Annotated in this window: 14 protein-coding genes; 4 read left to right on the top strand and 10 right to left on the bottom strand. The window is 72.5% G+C overall.

The window, feature by feature from the left end; translation table 11 throughout:
* Nucleotides 1–51: 51 nt before the first annotated feature.
* The 3 genes from ACZ6CL_RS12745 to ACZ6CL_RS12735 are packed head-to-tail and all read left to right on the top strand — an operon-like array spanning nt 52 to nt 2967.
* Nucleotides 52–588 (top strand): RNA polymerase sigma factor, encoded by a 537-nt coding sequence (locus ACZ6CL_RS12745; RefSeq protein ID WP_468934839.1) that lies wholly within the window; start codon nt 52–54, stop codon nt 586–588.
* A gap of 1 nt (nt 589) precedes the next feature.
* On the top strand, nt 590–1774 hold the full coding sequence (locus tag ACZ6CL_RS12740) for a CU044_5270 family protein (RefSeq protein ID WP_468934838.1): 1185 nt from the start codon (nt 590–592) through the stop codon (nt 1772–1774).
* Complete coding sequence (locus tag ACZ6CL_RS12735; protein WP_468934835.1) at nt 1771–2967, top strand: hypothetical protein; 1197 nt, start codon at nt 1771–1773, stop codon at nt 2965–2967. The genes ACZ6CL_RS12740 and ACZ6CL_RS12735 overlap by 4 nt, the downstream gene beginning before the upstream one ends.
* Here the strand turns inward: ACZ6CL_RS12735 and nirD are convergent.
* The 8 genes from nirD to ACZ6CL_RS12695 form a co-directional block, all read right to left on the bottom strand.
* Complete coding sequence (nirD, locus tag ACZ6CL_RS12730) at nt 2950–3333, bottom strand: nitrite reductase small subunit NirD (protein WP_468934833.1); 384 nt, start codon at nt 3331–3333, stop codon at nt 2950–2952. The two genes, ACZ6CL_RS12735 and nirD, sit on opposite strands and share 18 nt — an antisense overlap.
* A complete protein-coding gene (gene nirB / locus ACZ6CL_RS12725; protein ID WP_468934831.1) occupies nt 3330–5951 on the bottom strand; it encodes a nitrite reductase large subunit NirB in 2622 nt (873 codons plus the stop codon). The genes nirD and nirB overlap by 4 nt, the downstream gene beginning before the upstream one ends.
* A 99-nt stretch (nt 5952–6050) precedes the next feature.
* Nucleotides 6051–7298 carry a cytochrome P450 family protein gene (locus ACZ6CL_RS12720; RefSeq protein ID WP_468934829.1) on the bottom strand — a complete coding sequence of 416 codons (1248 nt, stop codon included), beginning with the start codon at nt 7296–7298 and terminating at the stop codon, nt 6051–6053.
* Entirely contained in the window at nt 7295–8590 is a 1296-nt protein-coding gene (locus ACZ6CL_RS12715) for a cytochrome P450 (RefSeq protein ID WP_468934828.1), read from the bottom strand. The genes ACZ6CL_RS12720 and ACZ6CL_RS12715 overlap by 4 nt, the downstream gene beginning before the upstream one ends.
* A complete protein-coding gene (locus ACZ6CL_RS12710) occupies nt 8587–9297 on the bottom strand; it encodes a GTP-binding protein (RefSeq protein WP_468934826.1) in 711 nt (236 codons plus the stop codon). The genes ACZ6CL_RS12715 and ACZ6CL_RS12710 overlap by 4 nt, the downstream gene beginning before the upstream one ends.
* Nucleotides 9281–9640: a DUF742 domain-containing protein gene (locus ACZ6CL_RS12705; RefSeq protein WP_468934824.1), complete on the bottom strand. Its 360-nt coding sequence runs from the start codon at nt 9638–9640 to the stop codon at nt 9281–9283. Before ACZ6CL_RS12705 ends, ACZ6CL_RS12710 begins: the two co-directional genes overlap by 17 nt.
* A complete protein-coding gene (locus ACZ6CL_RS12700) occupies nt 9637–10080 on the bottom strand; it encodes a roadblock/LC7 domain-containing protein (RefSeq protein ID WP_468934822.1) in 444 nt (147 codons plus the stop codon). The genes ACZ6CL_RS12705 and ACZ6CL_RS12700 overlap by 4 nt, the downstream gene beginning before the upstream one ends.
* Nucleotides 10080–11399, bottom strand: coding sequence for an ATP-binding protein (locus ACZ6CL_RS12695; RefSeq protein WP_468934820.1), 1320 nt, complete (start codon nt 11397–11399; stop codon nt 10080–10082). The genes ACZ6CL_RS12700 and ACZ6CL_RS12695 overlap by 1 nt, the downstream gene beginning before the upstream one ends.
* A 152-nt stretch (nt 11400–11551) precedes the next feature.
* Between ACZ6CL_RS12695 and ACZ6CL_RS12690 the strand changes: the two genes are divergently transcribed.
* Nucleotides 11552–12334 carry a sulfite exporter TauE/SafE family protein gene (locus ACZ6CL_RS12690; RefSeq protein WP_468934819.1) on the top strand — a complete coding sequence of 261 codons (783 nt, stop codon included), beginning with the start codon at nt 11552–11554 and terminating at the stop codon, nt 12332–12334.
* A gap of 258 nt (nt 12335–12592) precedes the next feature.
* Here ACZ6CL_RS12690 and ACZ6CL_RS12685 read toward each other — a convergent pair whose 3' ends face one another.
* Together ACZ6CL_RS12685 and ACZ6CL_RS12680 are read right to left on the bottom strand one after the other, a co-directional pair.
* Nucleotides 12593–13090 (bottom strand): SRPBCC family protein, encoded by a 498-nt coding sequence (locus ACZ6CL_RS12685; RefSeq protein WP_468934817.1) that lies wholly within the window; start codon nt 13088–13090, stop codon nt 12593–12595.
* Between the two features lie 213 nt (nt 13091–13303).
* Nucleotides 13304–13579, bottom strand: coding sequence for a hypothetical protein (locus ACZ6CL_RS12680; RefSeq protein WP_468934815.1), 276 nt, complete (start codon nt 13577–13579; stop codon nt 13304–13306).
* Between the last annotated feature and the right edge of the window lie 5 nt (nt 13580–13584).

The following is a 13584-nucleotide window of genomic DNA, read 5'->3' as shown; positions in this document are numbered from 1 at the left end:
CGCGGCTCCCGGCCATTCCCAGGTGAGAGAGCCAAGATGAGGAGACGGCGCGTGACCGACGCCCAACGCTTCCGGGACCTGTACGAGGAGTGCCACCCCCGTGTGCTGGCCTACGCATCCAGCCTGGTGGGACGGCAGGTCGGTGAGGACATCACCAGTGAGACCTTCACCGTCGCCTGGCGCCGGATGCGGGACATCCCCGCGCCGCCGCTGCCGTGGCTGCTCGGCGTGGCCCGCAATCTGACCCGTGAGCTGCGCCGTCGCGACGGCAGACAGTACGCGCTCGCCGCCGAGGAGGCACAGCGCCTGATCACCTCGGGCACCCAGGTCGGCGACGTGGCCGCCGATGTGACCGAACGCGCCGCGGCGCTGCAGGCCCTCGCCGGGCTGTCCGCCGCAGACCGCGAGTTGCTGACGCTGGTCGCCTGGCAGGGGCTCGGCCCCCGGCAGGCCGCGCGCGTCCTCGGCTGCACCACCGCCACCTTCTCGGTGCGGCTGCACCGGGCCCGGCGGCGGCTGGAGCGGGCCGTGGACGCGGTCGGGCTCTCTCGCGACGCTCACCCGACAGTGACAGTGAAGGAGCACTGACATGGCACGAAAGCGGCCCGAGGTCATGAAGACCCTGGCGGACGCGCGGCCCCCGGAGCTGGACCCCGACCAGCTGGCCGGTTCGGCGCGCGCCCGGCACGACCTGATCACCATCCTCGCCAGTACGCCGGAGGCCCCCGAACCCCGCCGGTCCGCCTCCGCCCGGCCGTTCACCTGGCGCTGGGCGCTGCCCGTCGCGGTGGCGGCGGCCGTCGTCGGGGTGGTGGTGGCCCTGCCCGAGGGCGGCCAGGGCCCCGGCGGCGCCCGCGCCTCCGCCACACCCGCCACGGACGACTCCCCCCGGCACACCCCCGAGAACGGCCGTCTCGCGCTGCTGAACGTGGCCGCCCGGGCGGACCGCGCCGCGCACGAGGGCACGTACTGGCAGACGACCACCCGCTCGGCCTGGACCGGCGTCGTCGACCACTCCGGAACGGCCTTCGCGGTCCTCACCTCCGCGACGGACCAGCAGTCCATCGGCGTACGCCCCGGTACGGAGAGCCTGTGGATCTCCGGGCTCGACGACCGCGTCGTCCCCCGCACCGAGCGCGACGCGGCGCGCTGGCGGGCCGCCGGGCGGCCGAAGGACGTGACGCTCACCGCCGAAGGGGGCGGCAAGCTGGGCCTGCGGATGGACACCGGGGACGAGAAGAAGCGGCCCACGGTGACCCGGACCAACGTGGGCGACCGGATCGCCTCGCTCGGCGCGCGCAATGTGACCTACGCGGACCTGCGGGAACTCCCCGGCGACAGCGCCAAGCTGAAGGCGAAGCTGGCCGACCTGTACGAGGAGGACCGCGGGAGCGAGATCAAGGGCCGCACCGAGTGGATGTGGCAGCAGGCGGCCGGGCTGATCCGGTTGCCGGTCAAGCCCGAGGTGCGGGCCGCCGCGTACCGCGTCATCGCGGAGCTGCCGGGCATCGCGTCGCTCGGCGAGGTGACCGACCCGACGGGCCGCGAGGGGATCGGCTTCGCCCTGCCCGCGACCGGCGGGACCGACTACGGCACGGCACGCTCGGAGCTGATCGTGGACCCGGCGACCGGCGCCCTGCTGGCCGACCAGCAGCGGGTGACCAAGCCGAACGCGAAGGCCACCGAGGCGGGGCTGACGGCGGGCACGGTGGTCGGCTACAACGCCACCGTCACGGCCGAGTGGACCGACCGGCAGCTGAAGGCTCCCCAGTGACCGGCCGGGCCGGAGCACGGCGAGGGAGACGGCTGCGCACGGCCGTCGCGGTGTGCGCGGTCGCCCTCAGCACCCTGGGCCCCCTCAGCACACCGGCGAACGCCGCGCCGGACGCGGCCGACACCCCGTGGAAGCTGCGGACGCCGATGAGCGAAACCGCCTCCCGCGAGTTCTGGGACGTCGCCTCGACCGGCGCCAAGGACACGTGGGTGGTGGGCCGGACCACGGACGGCGCCGCCGGGCCCACCCCGCTCATCCGGCACTGGAACGGCACCGCGTGGAAGGACGTGCCCGCCGCCACCACCCCCGGCGGCAAGCCCGCGCGGCTGGAGGAGGTCGCCGCCGCCGCGCCCGACGACGCCTGGGCTGCGGGCTCGCTGGACGACAACACCTCGGTCGTACTCCAGCACTGGGACGGCGAGAAGTGGCAGAGGGCCGACCACGCGCCCGCCCCCGAGGGCTCGCTGAGCTTCGCCCTCGACATCGCCGCGTTCGGTCCGAAGTCGGCCTGGCTGACCGGCTTCGACTGGAATCCGGAGAGCGGCGCCGAGGTCTCCTACCTGGAGCGCTGGACGGGCTCCAGGTGGCAGCGGGTGTCCCTCCCCGCCGCGCCCGGCGGCGGGACCGTGCGCCCCTCGGGCATCACCGGCACCGGCCCGGACGACGTCTGGGTCACCGCCGAAACCTCCACCGGCGGGGTGGCGGAGCCGCTGCTCTACCACTGGAACGGCAGCGGCTGGACGGTCCGCGAGGTGCCGGTCCCCGCCGCGTCCCCGACCGGCTGGACGGCCGGGATCCCCGTGGTCACCGGCCGCGACGCGGTCTCGGTGGTGGGCAGTACCAACGAGGACATGCCCCGGGCCACGATGGCCGCCCGCTGGACCGGCGGCCGCTGGCAGCGGCTCCCCGCCCCGCCCCTCGGCCAGATCAACGCCGCGGGCGCGGACGGCGCCGGGCGGCTGTGGATCGGCGGCTGGAGCGCGGGCAACCCCCACTCCACGCTGGCCCGCTGGACCGGCACGGAGTGGGCGACCGAGGAACTGCCCGCCGACGTCACCGAGCACAGCGAGATGTCGTCGGTGGTCGGCATCGCCGGTGTCCCCGGAACGAAGGGCGTGTTCGCCGCGGGACTGGCCGGGTGCGCGAGCGATCCCGTCCAGTGCGGCGTGCTGGTCTCACGCGACCTGCGCTGACCCCTCGTCGGCCACATCGGCGGTCCGTGTGGCGTAGGCCTGGACGGTGACCGTCTCATCGTCCAGGCACCGCCCCGTCTCCAGGTCGAAGCGCTGCTTGAGCAGCGGCGAGGCCACGAACGGCCGCCCGTCCGCCGATCCCAGCAGCCCCCGGGAGAGGACGTACGCGCCGGTGAACGGATCGCGGTTGTCGATCGCGTACGGGCGGCCCGCCCGGTCCAGGAAGACCGCCACCTGGCTGCCGTCCGGCAGCAGGGCGGCCACTCCGCGGCCCGGGATGAGGTCGGTGAGGGCGCAGACCGCGAACCAGCGCCGGTCGACGAGGAGTTCCACACGGAGGTCGATCCGCTCGGGTGCCATGGTCATCGGCTCGAAATCCCTTCGAGAGTGCGTGCGGTACGGACGGGGATGGTGGGGCCGGACAGCAGCGTCAGATCCGGCTTGACCTGGTCGCGCTCGGGTACGAAGGCGACCGTCGGGTCGGGCGATTCGGGTGCGTTGACGAAGGAGACGAACCGCCGCAGCCGCTCCGGGTCGTTGATGGTCTCGGCCCATTCGTCGCGGTAGCCCGCCACGTGGTCGGCCATCAGCGCCTCCAGCTCGGCGCACAGCCCCAGCGAGTCGTGGACCACCACGTCCCGTACGTGGTCGAGGCCGCCCTCGATCCGCTCCAGCCAGGCCGAGGTGCGCTCCAGCCGGTCCGCCGTGCGGATGTAGAACATCAGGAAGCGGTCGATGAGCCGGATCAGCCCCTCGTCGTCCAGATCCTGGGCGAGCAGATCCGCGTGGCGCGGCTCGGCGCCGCCGTTGCCGCCGACGTACAGGTTCCAGCCGTTGGAGGTGGCGATGATGCCGAAGTCCTTGCCGCGCGCCTCGGCGCATTCGCGGGCGCAGCCGGAGACGGCCGACTTCAACTTGTGCGGGGAGCGCAGGCCCCGGTAGCGCAGCTCCAGGTCGATGGCCATGCGCACCGAGTCCTGGACGCCGTAGCGGCACCAGGTCTGGCCCACACAGGACTTCACGGTGCGCAGCGCCTTGCCGTACGCGTGGCCGGACTCGAACCCGGCGTCCACCAGCTTGGACCAGATCACCGGGAGCTGGTCCACCCGGGCGCCGAAGAGGTCGATCCGCTGACCGCCGGTGATCTTCGTGTAGAGGCCGAAGTCGCGGGCGATCTCGCCGATCACGATCAGCTTCTCGGGGGTGATCTCACCGCCGGGGATGCGCGGCACGATCGAATACGATCCGTTGCGCTGGAGGTTGGCCAGGAAGTGGTCGTTCGTGTCCTGCAGGGCGGCCTGTTCGCCGTCCAGGACATAGCCGCTGGCGCCCAGCGTCGGGGCGAGCGAGGCGATGATCGAGCCGACGGCCGGTTTGCACACCTCGCAGCCGTCGCCGCCGCGCGCCTCCTCGCGGCCGTGGCCCTCCAGCAGCTGCGCGTACGTCGTGATGCGCAGGGTGCGGACGATCTCGTACAGCTCGGCGCGGGTGTAGCCGAAGCAGCCGCACAGCCCCTTGTCGACGCTGACTCCGCTCGCCTCCAGCTCGTCGTTCACGAGCGTGGTGAGCGTCTTGACGCAACTGCCGCAGCCGGTGCCCGCCTTGGTGCACTTCTTCACCTCGGGCACGGTGACGCACTCGTGATCGGTGACCGCCGAGCGGATCGAGCCCTTGGTGACGTTGTGACAGCTGCAGATGACCGCCTCGTCGGGCAGCGCGGACGGGCCGAGCGCGGCGGGCGCGCCGAGCCCCGCGGGCAGCACCAGCTGCTCGGGCGCGACGGGCGGCACGGAACCGGTCAGCGGCCGCAGCATGCCGTACGCGTCGGCGTCGCCGACCAGCACCCCGCCGAGCAGTTCGCCGCCCGCGCCGACCACCAGCTTCTTGTAGACGCCCGCGCGGGAGTCGGAGTAGACGACGTCGAGACAGCCCTCGGCGGTGCCGTGGGCGTCGCCGAAGGACGCCACGTCGACGCCGAGCAGCTTGAGCTTGGTGGAGGTGTCGGCGCCGGTGAAGCCCTCGCAGCTCACCGCGGCCAGGTCGTCGGCGACGGTCTGCGCCATCTCGTACCCGGGCGCGACCAGCCCGTACACCTTCCCGTCGGCGGTCAGCGCGCACTCGCCGATCGCGTACACCGCCGGATCGCTGGTGCGGCACCGCTCGTCGACCGCGATGCCGCCGCGCTCGCCGACGGTGAGGCCGCAGTCCCGGGCGAGCTGGTCGCGGGGGCGCACCCCGGCCGAGAAGATCACCAGGTCGGTGTCGATGGACGAGCCGTCCGAGAGCGCCATGGCGGTCACCGCGCCCTTGGAGTCGGCGGTGATCTCCTTGCCGCCGACACCGGTGTGCACGATCAGCCCCATGTCCTCGACGGTGCGGCGCAGCGCGGCGCCACCGCCGTCGTCCACCTGGAGCGCCATCAGCCGCGCGTTGAACTCCACGATGTGCGTGGTCAGCCCGAGCCCCTTGAGCGCGCCCGCCGCCTCCAGGCCGAGCAGCCCGCCGCCGACCACGGTGCCGGTCGCCCGGTCCTTGGCGTACTCCTCGATCGCCAGCAGATCGTCGACGGTGCGGTAGACGAAGCAGCCCTCGCTGTCCTTGCCGGGCACCGGCGGGACGAACGGGTACGAGCCGGTGGCCAGCACCAGCGTGTCGTACGGGACGGTCAGCCCGGAGCGCGCGGTGACCGTGCGCGCCGCGCGGTCGATGGTCTCGGCCGGGTCCCCCAGGTGCAGCTCGATGCCGTGCCGCTCCAGGAAGCCGTCCTCGACCATGGACAGGTCGTCCGCGGTCCGGCCGGAGAAGTACGAGGTCAGCTGCACCCGGTCGTACGCGGGCCGGGGCTCCTCGCACAGCACCACGACCCGGGCGCGCGTCGTCACGCCCCGGTCGGCCAGGGCCTCCAGGAAGCGCTGGCCGACCATGCCGTGCCCGACGAGCACGATCGTGGGGGCGGTCTCGGTCTTCGGTGCGCTCTTCGTCATGCCAGGAAGCGTGCGGGAGCGCTGTTTCCCGACCGCATCACCACCGTTTCCCGGACGCAACGCTGCCCTCAGCGTGCCGCCCCGGTGACTGTGAGCCCCTTACTGAAGGGTGATCGGCAGCTTCTGCGGGCTGTTGCCGACGAAGCTGCGGTGCGGCACCAGCTGATCGTCCGGGACCGCCAGGCCGAGGCCGGGGAAGCGGGTGAAGAGCGCCTCCAGCGCGATCACGGCCTCCATCCGGGCCAGCGGGGCGCCCAGGCAGAAGTGGGCGCCGTGCCCGAAGGACAGATGGCGCGCCGCCCGGGTCACCACGAAGCGGTCCGCGTCCGGTCCGTACGCCCGCTCGTCGCGCCCGGCGGCGGTGTACGAGACGAGCACGGGCGCGCCCTTCGGGATCACCGCGTCGCCGACGGGGAGGTCCCGGGTGGGGTAGCGGAACGGGAAGTAGCTCACCGGGCTGTCGTACCGCAGCGTCTCCTCGACCACGTCGTCCCAGCTCGCGGCCCCGGAGCGGACCAGTTCCAGCTGGTCGCGGTGGTTGCACAGGGCCCGCACCGCGTTGGTGATCAGGTTGAGCGTGGTCTCGTGCCCGGCGATGATCGTCAGCATCAGGGTGCCGATCAGCTCTTCCTCGCTGAGCCGGTCCCCGTCCTCCGCGCGGGTCGCGATCAGCGCGCTGGTCAGGTCGTCCCCCGGGTCCTTCATCCGGGCCGCGGCCACCTGGCCGAGAATCGCCACCATCTCGCGGTTGGCCTCCGGCACCCGCTCGGGGGCGGTGGCGGTGGAGACGATCTCGTTGGACAGCTCGTGCAGCCGGTCCTGGTGCGCCGCGTCGACGCCCAGCAGCTGGGAGATCACGCTCATCGGCAGCGGCAGCGCGAAGTGGCGGCGCAGATCGGCCACCCCGTCGGGGTCCGCGGCGGCGGCCTCGGCCAGCCGGTCCAGCAGCGTGCCGGTCAGCTCGCGCACGACCGGGCGCAGCGCCTCCATCCGGCGCGGGGTGAACGCCCGGGTCACCAGCGACCGCAGCCGCTTGTGGTCCTCGCCGTCGGCGGTGGTCATGCCCCGCACGGTGGCGAAGGTCAGCATCGGCCACCCGGCCGGGATCTCGCCGCTTTGCAGGGCGGCGAAGTGGCAGGCGTTCTTGGCCACGTCGGGATGGGTGAGGAAACCCTTCAGCTCCTCGTGCCGGGTGACGGCGTACGCCGGTACGTCACCGGGCAGCAGGACCGGGACCGCGGCCCCGCGGGCGCGTAACCCGGCGTTGACCGCGTGCTGGTCGTCGGGCTCCAGCCGGTGCGGCGTCGCGGGGTCGTCGTGCGCTACGGGGCAGCGGCCGTCGGTCATCTGCGGTCTCCTGGAGGCGAGTCGGGCGCGGCGGGCGTGTGGGGCCACTGTCGGTGCGGCGGTGTGGCCGGGGCCTCGGCGGCGAGCTGCGGTGCGGAGAACCGCGCGGGCAGCCCGGCCAGCCCCTTGGACCAGGGCGAGGTGACCCACGGAAGCTCCTCCTCCGGCACCGCGATCTCCAGATCGGGCAGCCGGTGGCGGAGCGTGTCCACGGCGGTACGGGTGATCAGCCGGGCCGGATCGCGCGCCGGGCAGGTGTGCGGGCCCGCGCCGAACGCCATGTGCGAGCGGTTGCCGACCACCGGCCGCCCGTCCTCCGGCAGCACCTCCGGATCGGCGTTCGCCCCGGCCAGCCCGAGGATCAGCATGTCCCCGGCGCGGACGTCCTGTCCGCCGAGGCGCAGATCCCGGGTGGCGTAGCGGCCGGGGAAGTTCTGGGTGGGCGGCTGGCGCCACAGCACCAGGTCGAGCGCGTCGTCCACGGTGAGGTGGCCCCGGGCCAGCGAGGAGCGGAACGCGGGATCGGTGAGCAGGATCTGCGTGGTGGAGGCGATCCAGTTCACGGTGGTCTGGTTGCCCGCGACGATGATCACCACCAGGTTGTGGAGCACCTCCTCGTCGCTCAGCCCGACCGGGTGTTCCAGCAGCCAGGAGGTGAGGTCCGCGCCCGGCCGCTGCTTCTTCCAGGCGATCAGGTCCAGCAGGATGCGGCCCATCCGCTTGTTGGCGCCGGTGGCGGCCACGGTGGGCGCGACGATGGTGGCGATCGCGTCGACCAGTCGCGGCCCGCTCTCCTCGTCAAGACCCAGCAGCTCGGTGACCACCTGCAGCGGCAGGACGCGCGCGTACTGCGCCACCAGATCCGCTCGGTGCTGATCGGCGAACCCCGCGACCAGCCGTTCCGCGGTGGCCCGCACCGTACGGATCAGCTCGTGCCCGTTCACCCGGCCCAGCGCGTCGGCCACCGCCGAGCGCATCCGGCGGTGCTGCCCGCCGTCCGCGAACAGCAGCGCGGGCCGCCAGCCCACCAGCGGCATCAGCGGCGAATCGGCCGGCACCCGGCCGTCGCGCAGCGGCGTCCAGCGGCGAGGATCGTGCGAGAAGTACTGTTCGTCGCGGGTGAGATGGAGCAGCTCACGGTGGCCGATGACGAGCCACGCCTCGATCCCGGGCGCGATCTCGACCGGCACCACATTGCCGTGGTCGCGGCGCATCCGCTCGTACAGCTCGGTCAGCGGCCCGTCCAGCGCCGTCCCGTACAGCGGCACGCGTGCCGTACGCGCGGTCGTCACGTCGCCTCCGTGACGGACTCGATGAGATGGCTCACCAGCGAGATCAGCGCCTTGACCGACGAGGTGTGCTCGCGCGCGTCACAGATGACCAGCGGGGTGTGGGGGAGCAGATCGAGCGCCGAGCGCAGATCGTCCTCGCTGTGCAGCACGCTGTCCGGGAAGGAGTTGACGGCCACCGAGAACGGCACGTCCAGGTCCTCGAGATGGCCGATGGCGTCGAAGGACGCCTCCAGGTCGCGGGTGTCGACCAGCGCGAGCGCGCCCAGGGCACCGCGCGCCAGGTCCTTCCACGCGGGGAGGAAGCGCTGCTGGCCGGGGGTGCCGAAGAGGTACAGGACCAACTCGCCGCCCAGCGTGATCCGTCCGAAGTCCAGCGCGACGGTGGTGGTGGTCTTCGTCGGCCGCACCGGCGTGTCCAGCCGGGCGCCCGCCCGGCTCATGGTCGCCTCGGTGGACAGCGGCTTGATCTCCGAGACCGTGCCGATCAGCGTGGTCTTGCCGACCCCCATCGGTCCGACGACCAGGATCTTCGCCGCGCCGGACACGCTGGGCTGCACGTACATGACCGTCGCGTCGTCGATGTCGTCGATGTAGTCGACGCCGTCCGTGCCGTTCATGCCGTGGGTGTCATCCATGTTGTCGTCCACGCCTGCCACGCCGTCCACGCCGTCCGTGTCGGGCATCGAGATCTCAGAGCTTGCTTTCAAGCCCATCGAGCACCTTCCTCAGCAAGTCCATATTGGCGCGCTCGGCCACCCGGATGGGCGGGCGCGCCACGATGTGCCCCCAGCCGATGAGATCGGCGAGCAGCACCTGCAGCACGGCGGGTGGCTGGCCGAGGTGAGCGGCGACCTCCGCCACCGACAGCAGCCCCTGACAGCAGCGGACGATCCGCCGGTACTCGGGCTGGAGAGCCGGGGGGAGCGCGCTTCCGGAGGCCTTCACCAGCGTCTCCAGCGGCAGAGCATCCCGTGAGGAACCCGCGCGCCCCCGTGTGATCACGTATGGGCGCACCGCGGCCGTGGTCCGTTCCTCCCCGGGGTCGGTCATGGCGCGCTGATCTGCTCCCGTGGCCGACTGCTCAGATGGGCGCCGATTCTCGCCACCAGCACTTGCATCTGCTGGGCCACCAGCCCGACATCCGCCTCGGTGTCGGTGGCCACCCCGAGCGAGGCGCCCTGACCGGCCGAGGTGAACAGCACGAATCCGCCGTCCGACTCGATCATCAGCTGTCTCACCCCCGCCTCCTCGCCGAACAGCAGCGACACCGTGGACTGGCTGGTCACCGTCAGCGCCGCGCAGGCCGCGGCCAGCGACTCGGCCTCGGCGACGCCCAGTTCGGGGACCTCTCCCGTCAGTCCCTCGGCGGAGCCGTGCCCCATGCGCAGACCGTCCTCCGAGACGACGACGGCATGCCGCACCCCCGCGATCTGGGTCAGGGGACGCAGCATCCATCCAACGTCGGGCAGCCTGGATATGGTTCCGGCCACTACCGGCCTCCTTCTCGATCCTCGTGATCCTCTGAGTTCCGGTCCGGGACGCGCACCCGGTCATGGCCCGCGGCCTCCGCCGCCTCGGCCCGCCCGCGGCGGGTGCCGGACACCACGCTCGCGATGGAGGCCCGGGCGGCCTCGGGGGACCACGGGTCGGGGTCCGGGGCGCCGGGGTCCGGGGCGGCTGTACGAGAGGCGTCGCGCGGTGTCGTACGGCGCCGGTTGCGGCGCTGCGGAAGGCCGCCGACGGTCGGGGCGGGGGCGTCCCCGGCCGGGTCCCGGTCGGGGCGCTCCGCCGCCACCGGCTCGATGACCACCGGCTCGGCGTCCGTCTCCGGGGCGCTGTCCAGCGGCTCGGTCAGCAGCCGGTGCGGTACGAAGACCACGACCCGGGTCCCGCCGTACGCCGAGGCGGTCGACAGCTCGACGCCGAACCCCAGCTCCCGCGACCAGCGCCCGACACAGGCGAGCCCCAGCCGTGGGACCGCTCCCAATTGGGCCAGATCCAGTCCCTCGCGCAGCTGCCCGGTGGCCTGCTCCAGGACGTCCAGCGGCATGCCGAGCCCCGCGTCGTCGATCTCGATGACCGCGCCCGCCGCCACCTCCCGGACGGAGACGGCCACCTGGGTGCGGGACGGCGAGAACACCGTCGCGTTCTCCAGCAGTTCGGCGACCGCGTGCATCAGCCCTTCGACGGCCGGTGCCACCGCGTACAGGGTCTGCCCGCCGTGCACCTCCACCCGCCCGAACTCCACGATGCGCGACTGGGCGCCGCGTACGCAGTCGAAGAGCGTCACCGGCCGGGTCTCCCGCCGGGCGGGCCAGATCCCGCACATCACCAGCAGGGTCTGCGCCTTGCGGGTCATCTGGGCGGCGGCGTGGTCGGCCTTCATCACCTCGGCCATCAGCCGCGCGTCGGCCACCTGCTGCTCCAGGCCGTCGAGGACCTGCTGCTGCACGGTCGACATGGCGTGCATGTTCCGGGCGACGGACTCGAACGACGCCTGGACGGAGTCGCGCAGCATCCGCTCGCGGCGGGCCGCCTCGTCCAGCTCCTCCCGTACGGCCGCCAGCCGGGTGATCTCCTCGGCACGCTCGGCGGAGCGGGCCCGTTCCCGCTCGGCGGTCGCGCGTTCCTGCCCGGCGACCTCCCGCTCCCGCAGCGTCGCCGCCTCGGCCCGGGCGACGGCTCGGCGCAGTCTGGAGACCCACATCAGCCCCAGGAGCAACACCAGCACCAGAGCGACGCACAAGGCCACGATGACGGCCACCGTCCCCGACAGCACCTTTGACACCTCCATCCGGGACACGGCCATGAACCGGGCAGATACTACTCATCAACTGATCAGTTGGGCCTGGTAGTTGCCAAACTCTCACCCGTGACGGATCACGCCTTCACAGCGGCCCGCAGTTGGGGTAGGGCGACCGCCTCCCGGCCCGGCCGAGCCCGCCCCATAGGCTCCCGGTCATGCCTGACATACCGCTGATGACGTTGCTCCTGCTCTGCCTGGCGGCGGGCGCGGCGGGCTGGATCGACGCCGTGGTGGGCGGCGGGGGACTGCTGCTGCTCCCCGCCCTGCTGGTCGGCCTGCCGGGCTTCCCGCCCACGTTCATCCTCGGCACCAACAAGGCGATCGCCATCTGCGGTACGACGGGCGCCGCCGTCACGTACACCCGCAAGGCCCCGGTGGATGTACGGATCGCCGTACGCATCGGCGTCGCGGCCGCCCTCGGCTCGCTCGCCGGGGCCTCTCTCGCCTCCGGTATCGACAGCGCCGTCCTGCGGCCCCTGATCATGGTCGTCCTGCTGGCGGTGCTGGCCTTCGTCCTGCTCCGCCCCGCCTTCGGTGCCGCCCCCGCCCTGGCGGGCCCGCTGTCCCGCCATCGCGTCCTCACGGCGGTGCTGGGCGTGGGGCTGGGCATCGGCTTCTACGACGGCCTGTTCGGACCGGGCACCGGCACGTTCCTGGTCATCGCGCTGGCCGCGACGCTGGGCACGGACCTGGTGACGTCCTCGGCCACCGCGAAGGTCGTCAACGTCTGCACGAACCTGGGCGCGCTGGTGACCTTCGGCTCCCAGGGCAGGGTGCTGTGGGGCCTGGCCGCGCTTCTGGCCTGTTTCAACCTGACGGGCGGCATGGTGGGCGCGCGGATGGCGCTGAAGCGCGGGACCGGCTTCGTGCGCGGGGTGCTGGTGGTGGTCGTGGTCTCGCTGGTGGTCAAGCTCGGCTACGACCAGTGGGTGGCCTGAGGCGCGGAACCGGGCGCGAGGCCGTCGAAGACGATCGCGAGCAGAGTCGCGCGCGTTGGGGCGCGTGCCGATTCTTCATTCGGGTTCGACCTTGAGCGGTACGGTCACCGTCAGCCGTTCGGGGTTCTCGGACGTCCACTCGCTGCCTCCGCCAAGCGCCCGCAGGATGTACGTCCGGCCCCCTCGTACCACTCCTCGGACGGACGGGTGATGACGACCCGGGGTCCAGGGCGCCCTTGAGGGCGTCGAGTTCGGCGTTCACCGGGCGGCGCACAGTTCGGCGAGGCGTTCCAGGGTGCTCCCCATTTGCCTCTGCCACCAGACCCGCCTGCTGTCGATTTCCGCGCGTTTGTCCTCCGGCATGCGCGAACCATCGAAGATCTCGGTCACCACTGTCGCCCCGGCCCCGTCCGGGACCAGGTCGAAGATCCACCGGTGGCCCAACTCAGCCCCGGGCGTGGAGGCATCCGGGTGCCCACGACCGGGCCTCGGCTCCCAGCCGATGCGGCGGTCCGGCTCGTACTCGACGACGTGGTTATTCATCTCGTAGTCGCCGTAGGGCTCGTAGTGCATCCGCATCACGAAGACGTCCCCGACGCCCGAGACCACGGCGTCGGAGACGCCACCGCGCAGCATCCCCGAGCCGTCCAGGTCCGGGTGCCGTCCGGGGTCGGTCAGGATCCGGAAGATGTCCCCTGCCGGGGCGCCGATGTGCCGGGACACCACCACCACGGGCTCGCCTGAAGTACTCGTCATCCCCGCTCCTCCGTCAACCGCAAAGCATGGATGTGGCCCTGGCCTGGACGCTACACCGGGAGTACGACAACGCGTGGCCGAGCACGTACGAGCCCCGCCGTACCCGGACTCCCACCGAACCGGTTCTGGGAAGGGCAGACCCCGCCACCCGGCACACCTTCCCGGTCACAGCACGAGGCGGGCCTGCTCGCGCGCCGTCGGCCCGATGAGAGGTCAGCCGAGGGCCAGGTACTCGGGTGGTGGATCGATCAGCTCGGGGTGCTCTGCCGGGTAGCGGTCCCCGTGGAGCGCCCGCATCGCCCAGTGCCAGGCTTCGTCGTGAAAGACGAGCCCGCGACAGGGCTCGTCGCGTGGCTCGTAAGGGTAATGCGCCACGGCGGTCTCCCGGGCTCGGGCCGGTGCGAGGCCGCCGTACCGCTGCATGACCCACGCGTAGCGGCGCCGCTCATCGTGTAGACACGCGACGTACTCCTCCTCGCTCCAGGTCATGTGGC

The sequence above is a fragment of the Streptomyces sp. NPDC041200 genome (assembly GCF_055591805.1).
The sequence above is the reverse complement of the archived record's forward strand: the minus strand, read 5'-3'. Positions and strand labels throughout refer to the sequence as shown.

Coding starts and splice junctions, on each gene's coding strand:
- ACZ6CL_RS12685 (WP_468934817.1), bottom strand. CDS start 13,090: ATGACGAGTACTTCAGGCGAGCCCGTGGTGGTGGTGTCCCGGCACATC.
- ACZ6CL_RS12690 (WP_468934819.1), top strand. CDS start 11,552: ATGCCTGACATACCGCTGATGACGTTGCTCCTGCTCTGCCTGGCGGCG.
- ACZ6CL_RS12680 (WP_468934815.1), bottom strand. CDS start 13,579: ATGACCTGGAGCGAGGAGGAGTACGTCGCGTGTCTACACGATGAGCGG.
- ACZ6CL_RS12705 (WP_468934824.1), bottom strand. CDS start 9,640: ATGACCGACCCCGGGGAGGAACGGACCACGGCCGCGGTGCGCCCATAC.
- ACZ6CL_RS12720 (WP_468934829.1), bottom strand. CDS start 7,298: ATGACCGACGGCCGCTGCCCCGTAGCGCACGACGACCCCGCGACGCCG.
- ACZ6CL_RS12695 (WP_468934820.1), bottom strand. CDS start 11,399: ATGGCCGTGTCCCGGATGGAGGTGTCAAAGGTGCTGTCGGGGACGGTG.
- nirD (WP_468934833.1), bottom strand. CDS start 3,333: ATGACCATGGCACCCGAGCGGATCGACCTCCGTGTGGAACTCCTCGTC.
- nirB (WP_468934831.1), bottom strand. CDS start 5,951: ATGACGAAGAGCGCACCGAAGACCGAGACCGCCCCCACGATCGTGCTC.
- ACZ6CL_RS12740 (WP_468934838.1), top strand. CDS start 590: ATGGCACGAAAGCGGCCCGAGGTCATGAAGACCCTGGCGGACGCGCGG.